Consider the following 15,878-nt stretch of genomic DNA (forward strand, 5'->3'; position numbering starts at 1 on the left):
TTTTAGTAGGGTTTCTCAGTAAGAAGGGGCGCTGGATTCTTACTGAGAAACCACAATAAAATCTTGAATACTCATTGACGAGTACATAGGAGTAAGGATAACCACAGATTGATAGAAAACAAGTAATGTTTTCCCGAACGATGGCTTCAGTTTTTTTTACAGCTTACATTGACAATAAAGCGATTACATTTTAGAATTGTTTATATAAAAAACACTGTTTTGTATACTAAACAGAATATGATCATTATTAAAAAATATGTGCTCGCTTACAAGACCTTATACTTGAATGGATCTTTGGATAACCATTCATCACGGTTGAAAGATAACAGAAGGGGTGGAGACAATGGGCATGGCCTTAAAAGATAAAGTCGTATTGATTACAGGGGGAGCTTCTGGAATAGGAGAGGCTGTGACACGCCGTTTTATACAAGAAGGAGCAAAAGTTTGTATTATCGGCCGCTCTATAGACACGTTGGCGAAAATGAAAGAAGAATTTGGTGAAAATATCCTTACTTATCAGGGAGATGTAAGCAAATACGAAGACAATGAGCAAGCGGTCCAAGCTACTGTTGAGCAATTCGGAAAGTTAGATGTTTTCGTTGCGAATGCCGGCGTGTTCGATGGATTTGCCAAATTTGCCGATGTGACTCCTGAGGCGCTTTCCGAAGCGTATGATTTCCTTCTCAATATTAACGTAAAAGGCTCTTTTTTCGGGGCTAAAGCCGCTCTTGAAGAACTGAAAAAAACAAATGGCAATATTATTTTTACCGTGTCCGGTGCAAGTTTTTATCCAGATGGCGGCGGTGTATGGTACACAGCGAGCAAACACGCCCAAATTGGATTGATGCGCCAGCTTGCGTTCGAACTATCTCCTTCCATCCGGGTGAATGCGGTAGCCCCAGGTGGGACATTGACAGCACTCACGGTGATTCCACCGCTGCGTCCATTTGTGAAAATCGTCGATAATGATACGAAAGCAAGCAGCATTAAAAAACGGAATATTCTTCAACTTGCCCAGATGCCGGAAGATCACGTTGCGGCGTATGTGCTGTTAGCTTCTGACGAATCACGTGCGATCACCGGTGAAATCATTTCAAGCGACGGCGGATTGTCAGTGCGAGGACTTGGCTAAGCTGGCACAGTTTTTGAATACTGTTTTAGTTAAGTTGAAAGACGGGAACGGAAGTCGATTTTCCTGCTTATCTTCAAGAAAAAGGAAGCACTTTTTTTATCAGATCAAAACGAAAGCTATTTCCAGGCGAAATATTATTTTAGTAAATCATTTGCTATTTTAAGGTAATATATTTCAAGTTATTACAGCTTTCCTAAACTGTATTGTTCAAAGTTATGCCCGAAAAAATAAGGGGGACTGATATTATGCCATACGTAAAAGTAGAAGATTTAAGTATACATTATGAATTAGAAGGTAATGGAGAACCTTTAGTATTATTACATGGTATGAGCAATAATTCACAGTCATGGAAGGAACAGATCCAGGAATTAAAGGAGAATTATACAGTAATTGCATGGGATGCCCCGGGTTATGGGAAAAGTTCAGATCCAGCTGAAGAATTTAGAAATTTTAAAGAGTTTGCGCGTATTTTGAACGGCATGATGGATCAGCTAAAGTTGGAAAAAATCCATCTGCTCGGCCATTCAATGGGAGCGGCAATTGCGATAGAGTACTGTTGCCTGTACCCTGATAAGATTAATAAACTAATATTAGCCGATTCGACAAGAGGGGCTGCTGCTCTAACCCCAGAAGAGAACGAGACGAAATTGAAAAATCGATTATTTTCAATTGAAAACCTTTCTACAGAGGAGATAGCGGAAAAGAGGATACAAGCACTGCTATCCCCCCATGCTTCAGAAAAAGTCCATACACGAGTAAAAGAGATTATGACACAGATAAGACCAGCAGGGTATCGTTCGGTAGCATATTCACTTTATCATCTAAATCAAATGAAATCGTTATCTCATATAGATGTTCCTGTTCTTGTAATTTGTGGTGAGTTGGATACTGTAACTCCTATAAAGGAGTCGGAAGCAATTCATGAAGAGTTAATAAACTCCCGGCTAGTGATAATTCCAGAAGGCGGTCATCTGTGTTACCAGGAAAATCCTGAAAAGTTTAATTCAAGCATTTTGGAATTTTTGAACAATATTGAGTAAGGTAAAAACGAATTCGATTGCTTAAGGCTTCTATAAATGCCTTAGTAAAAAACAGGGTTTAGATTATAGAGAGGAATGGATAGTAAAAATGGCTAATTATACAATCGTGGATAAAGAAACTTGTATTGCTTGCGGAGCTTGTGGTGCTTCAGCTCCGGATATTTATGATTACGATGAAGAAGGTATTGCGTTTGTTATATTGGATAATAATGTTGGGGCAACGATTATACCAGAAGAACTCGAGGAAGATATGATAGATGCTTCAGAAGGATGTCCAACCGATTCTATAAAAGTGGCTCAAGTATCCTTTGATGGTAACCCTAATAAATTTGAATAATATTTATAGATATAATCAATGAAGGCGTTTGTACTGATTATAGATTTATAGATTTTAAAACTAGGGAAATTGACGTCACTAGTTTGTCTTTTGAAAGGGTGGGTATTTTCTAATCTTATCCATAATTATTATAAGGTGAAAAGGAAGAATTACTTGTGGAAACATTACAAGTCAATCCCTTACAACCTGTAAATCACGTTCAGTATGAACAACCAACCTAGAAAAACAAGGAGTGATTACATTGACAGAAGATAAGAAGGTATATGACATAACAATTATTGGCGGCGGCCCAGTTGGCTTGTTTACGGCGTTCTATGGCGGAATGAGGCAAGCAAAGGTAAAAATCCTTGAAAGTCTTCCTCAATTGGGAGGACAGCTCTCGGCTCTTTATCCCGAAAAATTCATTTATGATATAGCTGGATTTCCAAAAGTAAGGGCACAGGAATTGATAGAGAATTTAAAGGAACAAATGAAAGTATTCGAACCAACAATTTGTCTTGAAGAAGCAGTTGAACAGATGGAAAAGCAAGAAGACGGAACATTTAAGATCACCACAAACCTTGATACTCATTTTTCTAAATCAGTTATCATTACTGCTGGAAATGGAGCCTTTCAACCCCGTAAACTGGAATTGGAAGATTCAACACAGTTCGAAAATAAGAATTTGCATTATTTCGTGAATGATATGAACCGATTTAAAGGAAGAAAAGTGGCGATTCTAGGCGGTGGGGATTCTGCTGTTGATTGGGCCCTTATGTTAGAGCCGATTGCAGAAAAGGTAACATTGATACACAGAAGAGATAAATTCCGTGCCCATGAACATAGTGTAGAAAAATTAGTGAATTCCTCTGTTGAGGTCAAAACACCTTATATTCCCTCCGAACTGGTTGGAGCAGATCAAATTACTCAAATTGTTTTAGAACATACTAAGACTCAACAAAAAGAAGTGGTTGACGTAGATGATTTAATTATTAATTACGGCTTTGTCTCTTCTCTTGGAGCGATTAAAGAATGGGGTTTAAACATCAATAAAAATGCAATTATCGTTAATTCCAAACAAGAAACAAACATTTCAGGCATTTACGCGGCCGGGGATATTTGTACGTATGATGGAAAGGTTAAATTAATTGCTTCCGGATTTGGTGAAGGCCCTACGGCAGTTAATAATGCCAAAGCCTATATTGATCCCATGGCGAAAGTTCAGCCGTTGCATAGTACTTCCTTATTCGGTTGATATATTTGGCAATAAGACTATTCTAAAGAAATGCACGTAGCGAGACGCCAAAATAAAGAGTGATGGATAGGGGTCTCGATAGTCCTGATTTTTAATGGAGATGAAACTTAAAGTAGATATCGAGGATTTACAGGTTTTGTTGCCTAATGAACTAACTGGTTGATAGTTCAGCAAAGGAGACAGGCTAAGATGACTGAAAAATAAAAGTCGAATTCCTTCACGGTTAGGAATTCGACTTTTTAGTTTGTTTAAGTAACGTCTCTATAGCGATTCTTCAAAATATTAATCTTTGTAAGTAAAAGATAGAAATGAGCATGCTTGTTAGTGTTAAATAATAGGTTGCTTTCTAACAAAATCCCCGGTTATTCTGCCACGACATGGGGCGGTTCGGTTATACCTTTGGTGAAATAAAATCCCATTGCACCTACGATGGCTAATACAAAGAATTTAAGAATAAATGATTGTTTACCTGAATCGATCGGGACAGCAGAATATTCATAGTGGCCAGTGAGCATGCTTTTTTACCATTGCAATGGATATGATTAAACCAGGATGGACTTCTGGGAAATACGGACCAATTAAGTATAGGAGATACCTAATACGAAATCTTAAACAATGCTAGTCGTGTAAATTTTTCGATAACGGGTATCTTGTCTTAACTCATTCAAATGTTCCTTTTATCAACGGAATACCCTTTTCTACCATAACTTGTCCTCTTGCCATTACAGTGCTAATTGCCAAAGTTTCCTTTTGCAATAGTACGATATCTGCATCCTTCCCGGTTTGGATATTGCCCTTGTTCGATAGTTTCAGCACTTGTGCGGGATTCGTGGTGATGACCTTCAGTGCCGTTTCAAGGGGGATTCCTTCTTCTAAAACAGAATCACGCACTTCCTGATATAGCGAAGATACTTTTCCCACTTGAAGGCCTGCATACTCTCCATGGGTGTTGAAAAACGGAAGGCTGGCCTGTCCGTCTGAAGAGAAGGTTATGTGTCCGACTGGTATCCCTTCTTCAAGCATCATCCGCAAGGCAATGCTGCACTTCACTTCGCCATCATCCAGAAACTGAGGAATGGTGCTTGTTGTAAAGTCTACGTACCCGCCGCGCTTAGCGTAATCAATTCCCGCCTTGAATAATTCTTCATTTCGGTTGATATGTGTCGGATGGAGCTGCCGAATCGGAATGTTGGTTTTATCAGCAATTGCATGTAACAACGAGAGCTCGCCATCTCCGTCTCCTACATGAACTTCTAATATACCAGCTTTTCCTGACAGAATACCACCGTTGCGTGCCGCTGCGGCGATCTTGGTCAATTCTTCAAAAGTGGGTTCTGATGATCTATGGTCGGAGATGGCAATCTCCCCGACACCGATGATTTTGTCGATGAGTATAAGGTCATCTTCGATTTTTCCTGTCAATGTTTTTACTGGCACCTGGTAGGAACCTGTATGAATGAAACAGGAAATACCCTCTTCTTCAAGCGCCCGGGCCTTGGCAAGCAGGCTTTCCATTCTACGCGTAGTTCCGTCCGTACCGAGCAAGCCGACCAGCGTTGTAATACCGGAAGTCGTAATATCCGTAAGCATCAGCTCAGGGGTGCGGGTTTTGAATCCGCCCTCACCGCCTCCGCCAATAATATGAACATGTGAATCTATGAAACCTGGAACAACTAAAAGATTGGTCGCATCAATGATATGAATAGGAGCAAAGTTGTCAGGAATCTCGATACTGTCATCGATGAATGCGATTTTATCATTTGTGATCAAAACGTCTTTCGGTCCTAAGTAATTGGGTGAGTATATCTCGCCATTTTTGATTAAAGTAAGCAATGCGTTTCTCCTCCTGTAATTAATTCGTGATTTTTATCAGAATGGACCATATCCGATGAAGTGAGCCATGATGACGGCTATTAATCCGATGAGATATTGAATGAGTACTAGGGGCAGAATCCACTTCGCCCATTTTGTCCAAGGTATGCCTGCAATTGCCAAGCCCGCCATCAAGGTGGTAGCGGTCGGGAAAATCATATTTCCAATTCCGTCCGCAAAAGAGAAAGACAACACTGCAGTTTGACGTGTAATATCCAATAAGTCTGCGAGCGGAACCATAATTGGCATGGTCAACATCGCATGACCGGTGCCGGAAGCTAGAATAAAATGAATGAGAGTTTGGAAGCTGTACATGCCGGCAACGCTTAAATAGGCCGGAACATGCTGAATAGTTTCAGATATTTGATGGAGCATAGGGTCGACGATATGTCCCTCATTCAATACAACAAGAATGGCGCGTGATACGCCAATAATCAAAGCACCGCCCAGCAAGGCTGCAGATCCATTGGTAAAGGAGCTGACGATGTGATCCGCAGACAATTTTCCGATGATTCCAATAACAATTGTCAATATAATGAATAAGGCAGCGATTTCTGTCATGTACCATTGGAACTTGATGACTCCAAACGCCAAGACGATATAGTTAATTAAGAAACTGCCTAAGATGAACTTATGTCTCGCTGTTAACTTCCCACTTGATTGCAGCAGTTTTTTCGATTCTTCTTTTGTATATTTCCCATAGATACCGATGGAAGGATTTTTCTTTACCTTCATTGCGTAACGATGGATATAAAGAACGGAAACAAGGTAGACGATAATAAATAAAATAAGGCGCAACCCTATACCTGAGAACATCGGCAATTCAGCAATTCCTTGCGCTAGTCCTACTGTGAATGGATTCATTATGGCAGTCGTGAACCCCGACAATGCCCCAACAATGACGATGGCGGTTCCTGTAATTGTATCGAATCCGAGAGCCAACGCCAGCGGAATGATAAGAGGAAGATATGCTAGTGTTTCTTCCGCCATTCCCATTAAGGAGCCGCCTACAGCAAAAAACAACATCACGACAGGAATTAATAGCTTTTCACGTGTCGCCAACTTCCGAGCCATTGTGGCGATAAGCACATCAACCGTCCCTGTTGCTCTTAAAACACCGAAAAACCCTCCAATAATCAATAAGAAAAAGATGATATTGCCGGCTTCAACCATTCCTGTGTGAATAGCTTTTATCATATCGAAAAATTCCACCGGTGCAGATTCTATCCATTTAAAAGAAGTGGCGTCAACAGTTGTCCGTCCATCTGCTTCGATTCGTGTATATTCCCCGGCCGGCAAAATGTAAGTAAATAGAGTTGCTATGGCGAGAATGCAGAGCAGCAATACAAAAACATTGATTTTTCTCTCTTTTTCCCCCGCTGTTTCCAGCAAAACAGCTTTCTCTTCTATTCGGCTCATAAGTGTCTCTCCTTTGAATTTAAAATAAGTTCATGGAACTAATACGCTTACAAAATATTGCCGGCCTATCGGCTATCATCTGTTTTTCTAGTATTCTGCTGTTTCCCTCCTTTTCAAAACCATAGGCACGTCAATGTCAATATCAATAGATATGCAAAATCTGTGCCAATATGGGGTAATTGATTTTTATGAAAACTTAATGGTTGAATTGAAGTTTTAGGTCTTTAATGGTTCTTTTTGGTGATATAATAGTACCAATTAAAGACAGGTAGGTGTTTTTATGTCAAAATCCTCACTTACACTTATAGCGGGAAGCTCAAAAACAAAGGAAGCCTTGCAGGAGCAACTGGAACAACTGCTTGGAGACTACGTGCACGTCAAAAGCCATTCTACCGATGAGGGAATACCTCGTTCTCTGGGAGATGGAATTATCTTGTTTTCATCAGATGCCGCTTATGATAAGAAAGAGGGAATGTATAGCGTAAATCCCGAGAAAATAATCGTGGGAAAGAGAACTGTTAATCATGAATACATTGACAAGCTATTAAGAATACCAGAGGGTTCGGCAGTTCTTTTGGTGAATGATGATGATGATGCAACTATGAACCTTATTGAATCCTTATATCAGCTTGGTGTCGATCATGTTCAATTTATCCCTTTCAGGAAGGGGATATTATTTTATGAGAATGTCCAAATAGCCGTTTCACCAGGAGAAACTCACCTATGTCCTTCTTACATAAAAGAAGTAATCGATATAGGTGTGCGTCTTTTTGATATAACAACAATTTTGGAAGTTGTAGAATGCTGTGGTTTACACAAGGATATATCCTCGAAGATTTCAGAAAGGTATATTAGCAATATCATTGAATTACAACGGAAGCTGTTATATGCAGAGCGTGATGCCAAGCAAATGAGCGATCATATCCAAAATGTGTTGGGGACTGTCGATGACGGCATATTGGTCGTTAACGAGGAAGGGCTGATAACGGTATTCAATAACCAGCTTGCGGCATTATTCCATGTTGATGCAAAAGATGTGGTTAATAAGTATCTAGAGCATGTATTGAATCGCCGGGATATTATCGATTTCATCATGGGAAGTAATGACGAAAGCAAGTTCTTCAACATAGACGGAGTGGATATCGTAATTTTTCGATTGCAAATGATGAAAGAAAATACAATCGTCGCAACCTTCAAAAGCGTACATCAAGCTTTCGAAATAGAAAAGACTGCACAAAGGGAAATGCGAAATCAAGGCTTTTATTCAAAATACCGCTTTGAAGATATTATCGGCGAGAATGAAGTAATGAAAGAGCGTAAGCAGATTGCCAAGAAGCTTGCCCTGTCTGAGCACCCGATTTTGATTCAGGGAGAGACAGGAACAGGAAAAGAGCTGTTTGCGCATGCGATTCATGAGCATTCATTACGAAAGAACGGGCCGTTTCTAGCGGTTAACTGTAGCGCTTTAACAGAAACTTTACTTGAAAGTGAATTGTTTGGTTACGAAGAAGGGGCATTTACAGGAGCGCAAAGAGGAGGCAGGAAAGGACTGTTTGAAATGGCGGATAAAGGGACTATTTTTTTGGATGAAATTGGTGACATAAGTCTCACAGTTCAATCCCATCTGCTTCGAGTTCTTCAGGAGGGTGAAATCCGCAGAATTGGCGGCAAGAGAATCATTCCCATAAATGTCAGGGTGATCACTGCGACGAATAAAAATCTTCATGATAAGATGCGGGACGGTTCATTCAGAACAGACTTGTTTTACCGTCTGAATGTACTCAATCTTTACATACCGTCACTAAAAGAGAGAAGAGCGGATATTCCACTTTTGATAAAGCATCTCATCACAAAAAGCGGGAAGTGGGTAAAAGTAGAGCAAGACGTTATGGAGTTTTTCATGCAATATGAATGGCCCGGCAACATAAGGGAACTTAAAAGCACGATCGATTACATGCTGACGGTTTGTGAGGGGAATATCGTGACGAAGAGGGATCTTCCGTTCATGCACGGGCATGCGGAAGAAAGTGTTACGGCAGATTATCCCGTCTGTGAAAGTATGCTGGAAATTCAGGAGCGCACTTTCATCTTGGAAGTAATCAAGCAATACAACGATAAAGGAAAAGCGGCAAGCAGAGAACTGATTTCTAGTCAGAGTCAAGAATCGGACTTTGTCTTGTCCCCTCAGCAAATCCGTCGCCGCTTGGATATTTTAGAAATCGAAGGATTTGTCGTCAAAGGCAGAGGAAGGGCCGGCACTAAGATCACCGCTGAGGGAATGGAGTATTTATATTTTCTTAAGTCAAATCATGCTATGCATTGATATAATTAGTCACTACCAATAAGGAGAGTTTGCTAATTTAAGGTTTTAATAAATTATGGAAGGGGTCCCGTCCCATCGCCAATAAGAAGTTTAAGAGTTGAAATTATATTAAAAGCCCCATTTCTCTATGTCACAAGAGAAATGGGGCTTTTTAATACCGATTAGTATAGTTCTTATTATAAATGACCCTTTTCATTCCGAGTCGTTTAGCATATTTTCCCAATAAATAATTTCATATGTCGCTAAAAGCATGATCATTTTTTAACGTATTCAAAATATGCTTAGTCAGACTTGATGCATCCGTGTTTTTCCAAACTGCCGATATGGAACTTGATAATTCCGAGTTATCGATGTTCAAGGCTTTGACTTGGCGTTTTCCCAACAAACTCACCATATCTTCCGGCATGAGCGCTACGCCTAAGTTATTGGATATTAGATTGGCGATCGTCAGTAATTCAGAGCCTTTACATAATTCTTTAGGTGAAAATCCAGCAGTCAGACAAGCCTTTTCCAAAAGGAATTGAAGGGAGTGTGCTTGGACGGCATCATAATGGATAAAAGGTTCGTCTTTTGCTTCGTATAAATGTATAGCATCTTTTTGGGCTAGTGGATGATCAATGGAGACGACCAATTGTAAAGGGAACCTCATGAATTCAATCATGCTTAATCCTTCATTGGCAATGATGTTACTGTTAATGGGCGTCCGGATGAAACCGATGTGATAATTTTGTTGGTTTAAGAGTTTTACAGCCCTTGAAGATGTTGTTTCATGCACGTAAAATTCTGTTTCCGGGTAATCCCCCACTATCTTTTTCAATAACTTCGGGATATATATACTAGCTGCAGAAGGGACGGTAGCAATCTTCAGTTTAGGCTTGGGGATGGCTTTATTTTCAACTATGTAATTCACTGTTTTCTCAATATCTTCGAAGGAAGGAGCTAGTTTTTTATAGATGTACTCACCTTCTTCCGTCAATGTAATTTTTCTTGTCGTTCGATTCAATAGTTTAAAGCCTAATTGTTTTTCGAGGGATAAAATCTGTTGGCTAAGTCCGGGCTGGGATATATGCAGGGTTTTGGAAGCCTCACTGAAACTAAGATGGTTAGAAACCTCTATGAAATAGCGGAGGGATAGGAAATTCAAACAATCACCCACTTCAGTTGGATTTGAAAATACAAGGCTAAAACCTGCTGGTAAAAGAAAGGGTGAACTTTTAATTCCCTCTCTAACAAAAGCTGGAAATAACGATTAAAGGATAGAAATGCTAGGATGTTGATTTTATAACATAGTCTTATAAGTTTATAACAATAATATATTTCTAAATTGGAAGAGTCAATATTATCCTTAAAGAAAGGAAGAAAAGGTAATAAAAGGTAAAATATCCCTATTAAATAACCGATTTTTCTTGTTTTTAATAGGTGTTATTACACATTTTTGTTTGTTGTTTTGATTTATATAAAACTTTTTAATGGATTGCTAGTGCTTTTGAAGGGTGCGTCTAATTTTGTAAAAAAAGGGAAAGTAAGATGGTTGGTAGAATAATAACATTATAATTTTTTGCAGTTGATGAAAACACATGAGGTGGAGTTTTTTCGAAAAATTCATAAGTGTTTTTTATTGATTATGATTTTGACGTTAACCGGTATTATCGTGGCATTCGGGGGGTGATTTTTTGAAGTGAAACATTAAAGAGAGCAGGGAATGTGCAGACTGCAGAGATCGACCAGCATATTCCTACTTGCAAAAGCAGAGTCATTTGCTCGTATATCCAGTTGGCTTATGGTAAATCCCAATTTGTTTTATTTTTGAAAGGAGACTAATTCATGAAATTTTTAAAAAGTTTTATTTTAGTTACTTTCAGTTTCTTTTGTATGATTACACCAGCTTTTGCAAGTGTCCCTGGAGTGGATGGGTCAATGGGAAAGGGAGCAACAAAAGGTATCGTATCAGTTTCCCACCCGTTAGCAGCTGAAGCGGGCATAAAGATATTAAAACAAGGTGGAAACGCAGTCGATGCAGCAGCAGCCATTCAATTATCGTTAAATGTAGTTGAACCAATGATGTCTGGAATCGGTGGCGGTGGTTTTATCATGATTTATAATAAAAAGGAAAATAAAATAACGATGATTGAAAATCGCGAAATGGCACCGAAAAATGTTACGCCTGAACTTTTTTTAGATGAAAAGGGAAAACCTGTTCCTTTTAGTAAGCGGCACACATCTGGTAAAGCGGTTGCTGTTCCTGGAACTCTGATGGGTGTAGAGACTTCTCTGGAGAAATATGGAACATTGAAATTATCACAAGTCATAGGACCGGCCATTAAACAAGCTGAACAAGGGGTAAGAGTCAATTGGGCAACAGCACAATATATCGATGAAAATGTAACAAAGCTTAAAAATAACCAAGCGGCTGCAAAAGTTTTTGTACCAGACGGAAAGCCATTGGAAGAGGGAGACACCCTCGTTCAGCCAGATCTGGCAAAGACTCTTAAGTTAATAAAAAAACAAGGTTCCAAGGCTTTTTATAAAGGTGAAATCGGGGAAGCACTTACCAAAGAAGTTCAAAAGCGTGAAGGAACGATGACAACTGAGGATTTGCAAAACTATGAGGTTAAAGAAAGAGAGCCGGTTAAATCGGAATATAGGGGATTTGAAGTGGTAGGGGCAGCTTCACCAAGCTCAGGCAGTTTGACCGTTCTACAAATCCTAGAGCTTATGGAAGGATTCGATGTACAAAAGATGGGGGCGAACACACCTGAGTATCTTCATTATCTCACGGAAGCCATGCATCTTGCTTTTGCCGATCGAGCTGCCTATATGGCAGATGAAGATTTTTATGATGTACCTACAAAAGGACTATTGGATGAAGATTATATTAAAGAAAGGCGAAAACTCATCAAACCAAATAGATCAACAGCTGATGTCAAAGCAGGCGATCCATGGAAGTATGAGGGCAAAGAACCCACTCCAATGAAAAAGGTAAAAGAGGAGAAAACACCGATCGGTCAAACAACCCATTTTTCTGTAATGGATAAATGGGGAAATATGGTTGCTTATACGACTACAATCGAGCAAGTATTCGGATCAGGTATTATGGTACCTGATTATGGATTCATGCTAAATAATGAAATGACGGATTTTGATGCAACACCGGGTGGAGTTAACCAGGTGGAACCAGGAAAAAGACCAAGAAGCAGTATGTCCCCGACCTTCGTATTAAAAGATGGCAATCCCTTCATGGCCATTGGTTCACCTGGGGGAGCGACGATAATAGCATCTGTATCTGAAACGATTATGAACGTGCTTGATCATAAAATGCCAATTCAAGATGCCATTTTAGCGCCACGTATTTATTCCGCTGGATATCCGACAGTTAGATGGGAACCGGGAATTGAACAAAATACTAGGTTGGAGTTAATGGCAAAAGGCCATGTTTATGAAGAAAAACCCCAGCATATCGGAAATGTGCAAGCTGTTATTTATGATTATGAAAAGGGGAAAATGTATGGAGGAGCCGATAATACGAGAGAAGGAACTGTTCAAGGAGTGTATAATGTTTCCTATAAATCGAAAAAGCCAAAAGAAATAAAAGAAGAAAAAAAGGGACCATTTACCTTAAAAGTGAATGGAGCCGTTTATCCTTATACAGCTGAACAAATGAAACTGATAGATGAAAAACCCTATATCCAATCAGACAAATTGTTACTTGGTTTGGGTGCAATTGGAACAGGGGACTTAGAAACTTTTAAACCAGATAAAAAATCGTATCTACCGGTGTTAAGAGTAGCACAATCATTAGGATATAAAGCAAAATGGAACGAAAAAGACAAAGAGGCACTACTGGAAAAAGATCCGGCGGATATTGAAGATCCAGATGATGATGGCAGTGTCACGAATTAATTTTACCCTGAAGAATATAGAATGAAATTCCTCTAGCAAGATGTTAATAAGGAAAACGGCCAGAGCATTTAATCAAACATTCCCCTTGTGCAATGTGCATTTGGGGAATGTTTTTTTTGTCATTACTGTTGGATTTTTTTAGTCCCCGTTCCTAACATCACCCTTAAAAAAGCTATGTATCTCCTCAACTAATTTACATACTGCAGGAGACAGATAGCGATCTTTCAAATAGGCCAGGTAAACAGTTCTTTCCAAAAAATTCGAATCGATTGCTCGAATTACAGTATTGGGTGTTACAGCGGATTTTATATAGCTTTCCGGTAAAATTGTAACCCCAAGTCCCTCTTCCACCAAACTGCAAGCTGTTTCAAGTCTTTCTATTTCGTAAAAAATATTGGGATTTACGTTTTCCGCTTTAAAAGCTTTCAAAATATCATCTCTCGTTTGAAAACCCGTTGTACTGATGATCAATTCTTTCCCTGCAAGGTCTTGGAAAGTGATGGAACCTTTTTCATTTAAGTCGTCATCTTTATGGACCAAAAGCATGAATTTTTCATTATAGAGGGGAATAGACATGATTTCATCGTTGTTAATTGGCTGGTTCGTGATGGTGAAATGTCCATTATACTGGACCAAAAAATCGATAACTTTCTCTTCCCCCAAGATTTCTTTAACTTTTATATGAATATTAGGATATAGGATTTTAAAATTCCTGATGATCTTGGGGAACCAAAACTTGAAAGATTCAATGGAGCCTATAGCAATTGTTCCACTTCCAACCTGCTTGATTTCCTCAAGTTCCACTTGCATATTATTGAATCTTCTTAGCAAATCCACAGATCTCGTATAAAAAATCCCCCCTGCTTCCGTAAGCTCAAGCCCCCTTGTATTACGTTCCAAAAGCTGAAAACCAACTTCATTTTCTAATTTCATTATGGCATTACTTAGGGAAGGTTGTGATATATGCAGCATTTTTGCCGCTTTTGAGAAATTCTTTTCCCGGACAATTGTAGTGAAATATCGAAGTTGACGAAGATCCATATATTCTCCTTTCTATAGCTTTAAACTATAGATATATTGAAATTTTGTATTGGTAATTATATATTATCTCATTTATAATTTTGAAAAAAGATATTTCGGAATTTTTTAAATAAAGGAGAAATTATGTATACAAATCCGACTTTAAAATATTGGAATGGAAGAATTGATTCCCAATCTGACATGGACAGCTTCAGATACCACCAAAGAGTACGTTTGGCACCGATTTCGGAATTAGCCATCTCTTCCAATGCATCAAGTACCTTTGGATTGATTGGCTTCAAATGTGATGAAGGCGTCAAAAGGAATAAAGGCAGGATTGGTGCTGCAGAGGGGCCTGATCATATTAGGCAGTCATTGGCAAAATTACCCTGCCATTTACCCTCCCAAACCGAGCTGGTGGATGCTGGCGATGTAATATGTGAAGGTACAGAGATGGAGGCCGCCCAATCCCAACTGGGATCGGCTGTTACCCGGATACTGGAGAGTAAAGCGATTCCTATCATACTTGGGGGAGGGCACGAAACCCTGTATGGCCATTATCTTGGGATTAGGAAATCCATTGGACCAAAAGCTAGATTGGGGATCATTAATATTGACGCTCACTTTGATATGAGGCCTTATGAAAAAGAAAGTTCATCAGGAACGATGTTTAAGCAGATTTTGGACGAAGATCAAAGTTGTGGCTATTTATGTATCGGAATTCAGAAGCAGGGGAATACGAAGGCACTGTTTGAAACTGCCGAGAGAAGTAAGGTCGACTACATTTTGGAAGAAGATTTATCATTGAACGAAATAGATGAAACTAAGCGGCGGATAAATGATTTCGCTAAGGAATATGACTACATTATTCTTACATTATGTACAGACGTTATTGATTCAGCCTACGCACCTGGGGTAAGTGCTCCATCGCCGTTTGGACTGAATCCGAAATTGGTCCGTGCCATTATCAGGCATATCGTATCGAATGAAAAGATCCTCTCCTTTGATATCTCGGAAGTGAATCCTTCGTTGGACGAAAATAATAAAACCGTTACATTGGCAGCACATTTAATAAATGAGGTTTTACTGCATTTTAAATAATGAATGGCTTTCCTCAATGCCATCTCCTTAATCAATTATCGAAATTGAAGCGAAAAACCTTTGACAGATCCTGACTGTCCATGAATCATTCATGGACAGTCTTTTTTTGCCGCCTATCAAGGATTTATGGTCCCGGGCATTGTTCGACTAACCCTTTAAAGTGTAAAGGAACCTCCATGCGGCCTCTTCATTAGAAGATTAACCATGACTCTGCCATAGTTCAATACTGATACTTGTGGGTTTTTGGTTTATAATAACAACCATCTAGCCTTTTGAGGGGGGATTCCATGAATGAATATAAAGTAACGGTAAGGAATGGCAGTACCTTAATTTTGTCGGAAATCATTAAAGCTGAAGATGAAAGAGAAGTCCTTGGCACCCTTTTGATTTCCAGCGAATTATTTAATCAACCATTTACCGACATCAGGATTTTAGAACGCTGATTTGTGCCTTCCCGTTCCATTTGTTACACTGTAATAAATCTTAATACGGTAGGCGAT

The 15,878-nt window shown here is 39.3% G+C and carries 12 protein-coding genes; 8 read left to right on the plus strand and 4 right to left on the minus strand.

Annotated elements, in window-relative coordinates; genetic code table 11:
• The first annotated feature begins 343 nt into the window (after positions 1-343).
• The 4 genes from AC3ISB_RS11420 to AC3ISB_RS11435 all read left to right on the plus strand — a co-directional run bounded on the left by AC3ISB_RS11420 (position 344) and on the right by AC3ISB_RS11435 (position 3,743).
• On the plus strand, positions 344-1,132 hold the full coding sequence (locus AC3ISB_RS11420) for an SDR family NAD(P)-dependent oxidoreductase (protein WP_489276438.1): 789 nt from the start codon (positions 344-346) through the stop codon (positions 1,130-1,132).
• Positions 1,133-1,377: 245 nt separating this feature from the next.
• The gene (locus AC3ISB_RS11425; RefSeq protein WP_489276440.1) at positions 1,378-2,172 is read left to right on the plus strand and encodes an alpha/beta fold hydrolase; all 795 of its coding nucleotides are present in this window, start codon (positions 1,378-1,380) and stop codon (positions 2,170-2,172) included.
• Between the two features lie 88 nt (positions 2,173-2,260).
• Positions 2,261-2,509, plus strand: coding sequence for a ferredoxin (locus tag AC3ISB_RS11430; protein ID WP_141993255.1), 249 nt, complete (start codon positions 2,261-2,263; stop codon positions 2,507-2,509).
• A 241-nt stretch (positions 2,510-2,750) separates the two neighbouring features.
• Positions 2,751-3,743: an NAD(P)/FAD-dependent oxidoreductase gene (locus AC3ISB_RS11435; RefSeq protein WP_144552785.1), complete on the plus strand. Its 993-nt coding sequence runs from the start codon at positions 2,751-2,753 to the stop codon at positions 3,741-3,743.
• Between the two features lie 660 nt (positions 3,744-4,403).
• Here AC3ISB_RS11435 and iadA read toward each other — a convergent pair.
• Together iadA and AC3ISB_RS11445 are read right to left on the minus strand one after the other, a co-directional pair.
• Positions 4,404-5,576 carry a beta-aspartyl-peptidase gene (gene iadA, locus AC3ISB_RS11440; RefSeq protein ID WP_489276441.1) on the minus strand — a complete coding sequence of 391 codons (1,173 nt, stop codon included), beginning with the start codon at positions 5,574-5,576 and terminating at the stop codon, positions 4,404-4,406.
• A gap of 36 nt (positions 5,577-5,612) precedes the next feature.
• Entirely contained in the window at positions 5,613-7,034 is a 1,422-nt protein-coding gene (locus AC3ISB_RS11445; RefSeq protein WP_098371826.1) for a YfcC family protein, read from the minus strand.
• A 280-nt stretch (positions 7,035-7,314) separates the two neighbouring features.
• Between AC3ISB_RS11445 and AC3ISB_RS11450 the strand changes: the two genes are divergently transcribed.
• Positions 7,315-9,357 carry a sigma-54 interaction domain-containing protein gene (locus AC3ISB_RS11450; protein WP_480338929.1) on the plus strand — a complete coding sequence of 681 codons (2,043 nt, stop codon included), beginning with the start codon at positions 7,315-7,317 and terminating at the stop codon, positions 9,355-9,357.
• Positions 9,358-9,589: 232 nt separating this feature from the next.
• Here AC3ISB_RS11450 and AC3ISB_RS11455 read toward each other — a convergent pair whose 3' ends face one another.
• On the minus strand, positions 9,590-10,501 hold the full coding sequence (locus tag AC3ISB_RS11455; protein ID WP_141994769.1) for a LysR family transcriptional regulator: 912 nt from the start codon (positions 10,499-10,501) through the stop codon (positions 9,590-9,592).
• A 680-nt stretch (positions 10,502-11,181) separates the two neighbouring features.
• On the opposite strand from AC3ISB_RS11455, the gene ggt reads away from it, so the two are divergent.
• A complete protein-coding gene (gene ggt / locus AC3ISB_RS11460) occupies positions 11,182-13,257 on the plus strand; it encodes a gamma-glutamyltransferase (protein ID WP_480338930.1) in 2,076 nt (691 codons plus the stop codon).
• Positions 13,258-13,395: 138 nt separating this feature from the next.
• Here the strand turns inward: ggt and AC3ISB_RS11465 are convergent, their stop codons facing one another.
• The gene (locus AC3ISB_RS11465) at positions 13,396-14,298 is read right to left on the minus strand and encodes a LysR family transcriptional regulator (RefSeq protein ID WP_480338931.1); all 903 of its coding nucleotides are present in this window, start codon (positions 14,296-14,298) and stop codon (positions 13,396-13,398) included.
• Positions 14,299-14,421: 123 nt separating this feature from the next.
• Here AC3ISB_RS11465 and hutG point away from each other — a divergent pair, with 123 nt between their 5' ends.
• Both hutG and AC3ISB_RS11475 read left to right on the plus strand, forming a co-directional pair.
• Complete coding sequence (hutG, locus tag AC3ISB_RS11470; RefSeq protein WP_098371831.1) at positions 14,422-15,378, plus strand: formimidoylglutamase; 957 nt, start codon at positions 14,422-14,424, stop codon at positions 15,376-15,378.
• A gap of 287 nt (positions 15,379-15,665) precedes the next feature.
• Complete coding sequence (locus AC3ISB_RS11475) at positions 15,666-15,821, plus strand: hypothetical protein (protein ID WP_153246094.1); 156 nt, start codon at positions 15,666-15,668, stop codon at positions 15,819-15,821.
• Positions 15,822-15,878: the final 57 nt, after the last annotated feature.

The organism is Peribacillus sp. GL_122 (assembly GCF_057835005.1).

Excerpts from the sequence above, each read along its gene's own strand:
- AC3ISB_RS11420 (WP_489276438.1), top strand. The coding sequence starts at position 344 with ATGGGCATGGCCTTAAAAGATAAAGTCGTATTGATTACAGGGGGAGCT.
- AC3ISB_RS11425 (WP_489276440.1), top strand. The coding sequence starts at position 1,378 with ATGCCATACGTAAAAGTAGAAGATTTAAGTATACATTATGAATTAGAA.
- ggt (WP_480338930.1), top strand. The coding sequence starts at position 11,182 with ATGAAATTTTTAAAAAGTTTTATTTTAGTTACTTTCAGTTTCTTTTGT.
- AC3ISB_RS11430 (WP_141993255.1), top strand. The coding sequence starts at position 2,261 with ATGGCTAATTATACAATCGTGGATAAAGAAACTTGTATTGCTTGCGGA.
- AC3ISB_RS11450 (WP_480338929.1), top strand. The coding sequence starts at position 7,315 with ATGTCAAAATCCTCACTTACACTTATAGCGGGAAGCTCAAAAACAAAG.
- AC3ISB_RS11475 (WP_153246094.1), top strand. The coding sequence starts at position 15,666 with ATGAATGAATATAAAGTAACGGTAAGGAATGGCAGTACCTTAATTTTG.
- AC3ISB_RS11445 (WP_098371826.1), bottom strand. The coding sequence starts at position 7,034 with ATGAGCCGAATAGAAGAGAAAGCTGTTTTGCTGGAAACAGCGGGGGAA.
- AC3ISB_RS11465 (WP_480338931.1), bottom strand. The coding sequence starts at position 14,298 with ATGGATCTTCGTCAACTTCGATATTTCACTACAATTGTCCGGGAAAAG.
- hutG (WP_098371831.1), top strand. The coding sequence starts at position 14,422 with ATGTATACAAATCCGACTTTAAAATATTGGAATGGAAGAATTGATTCC.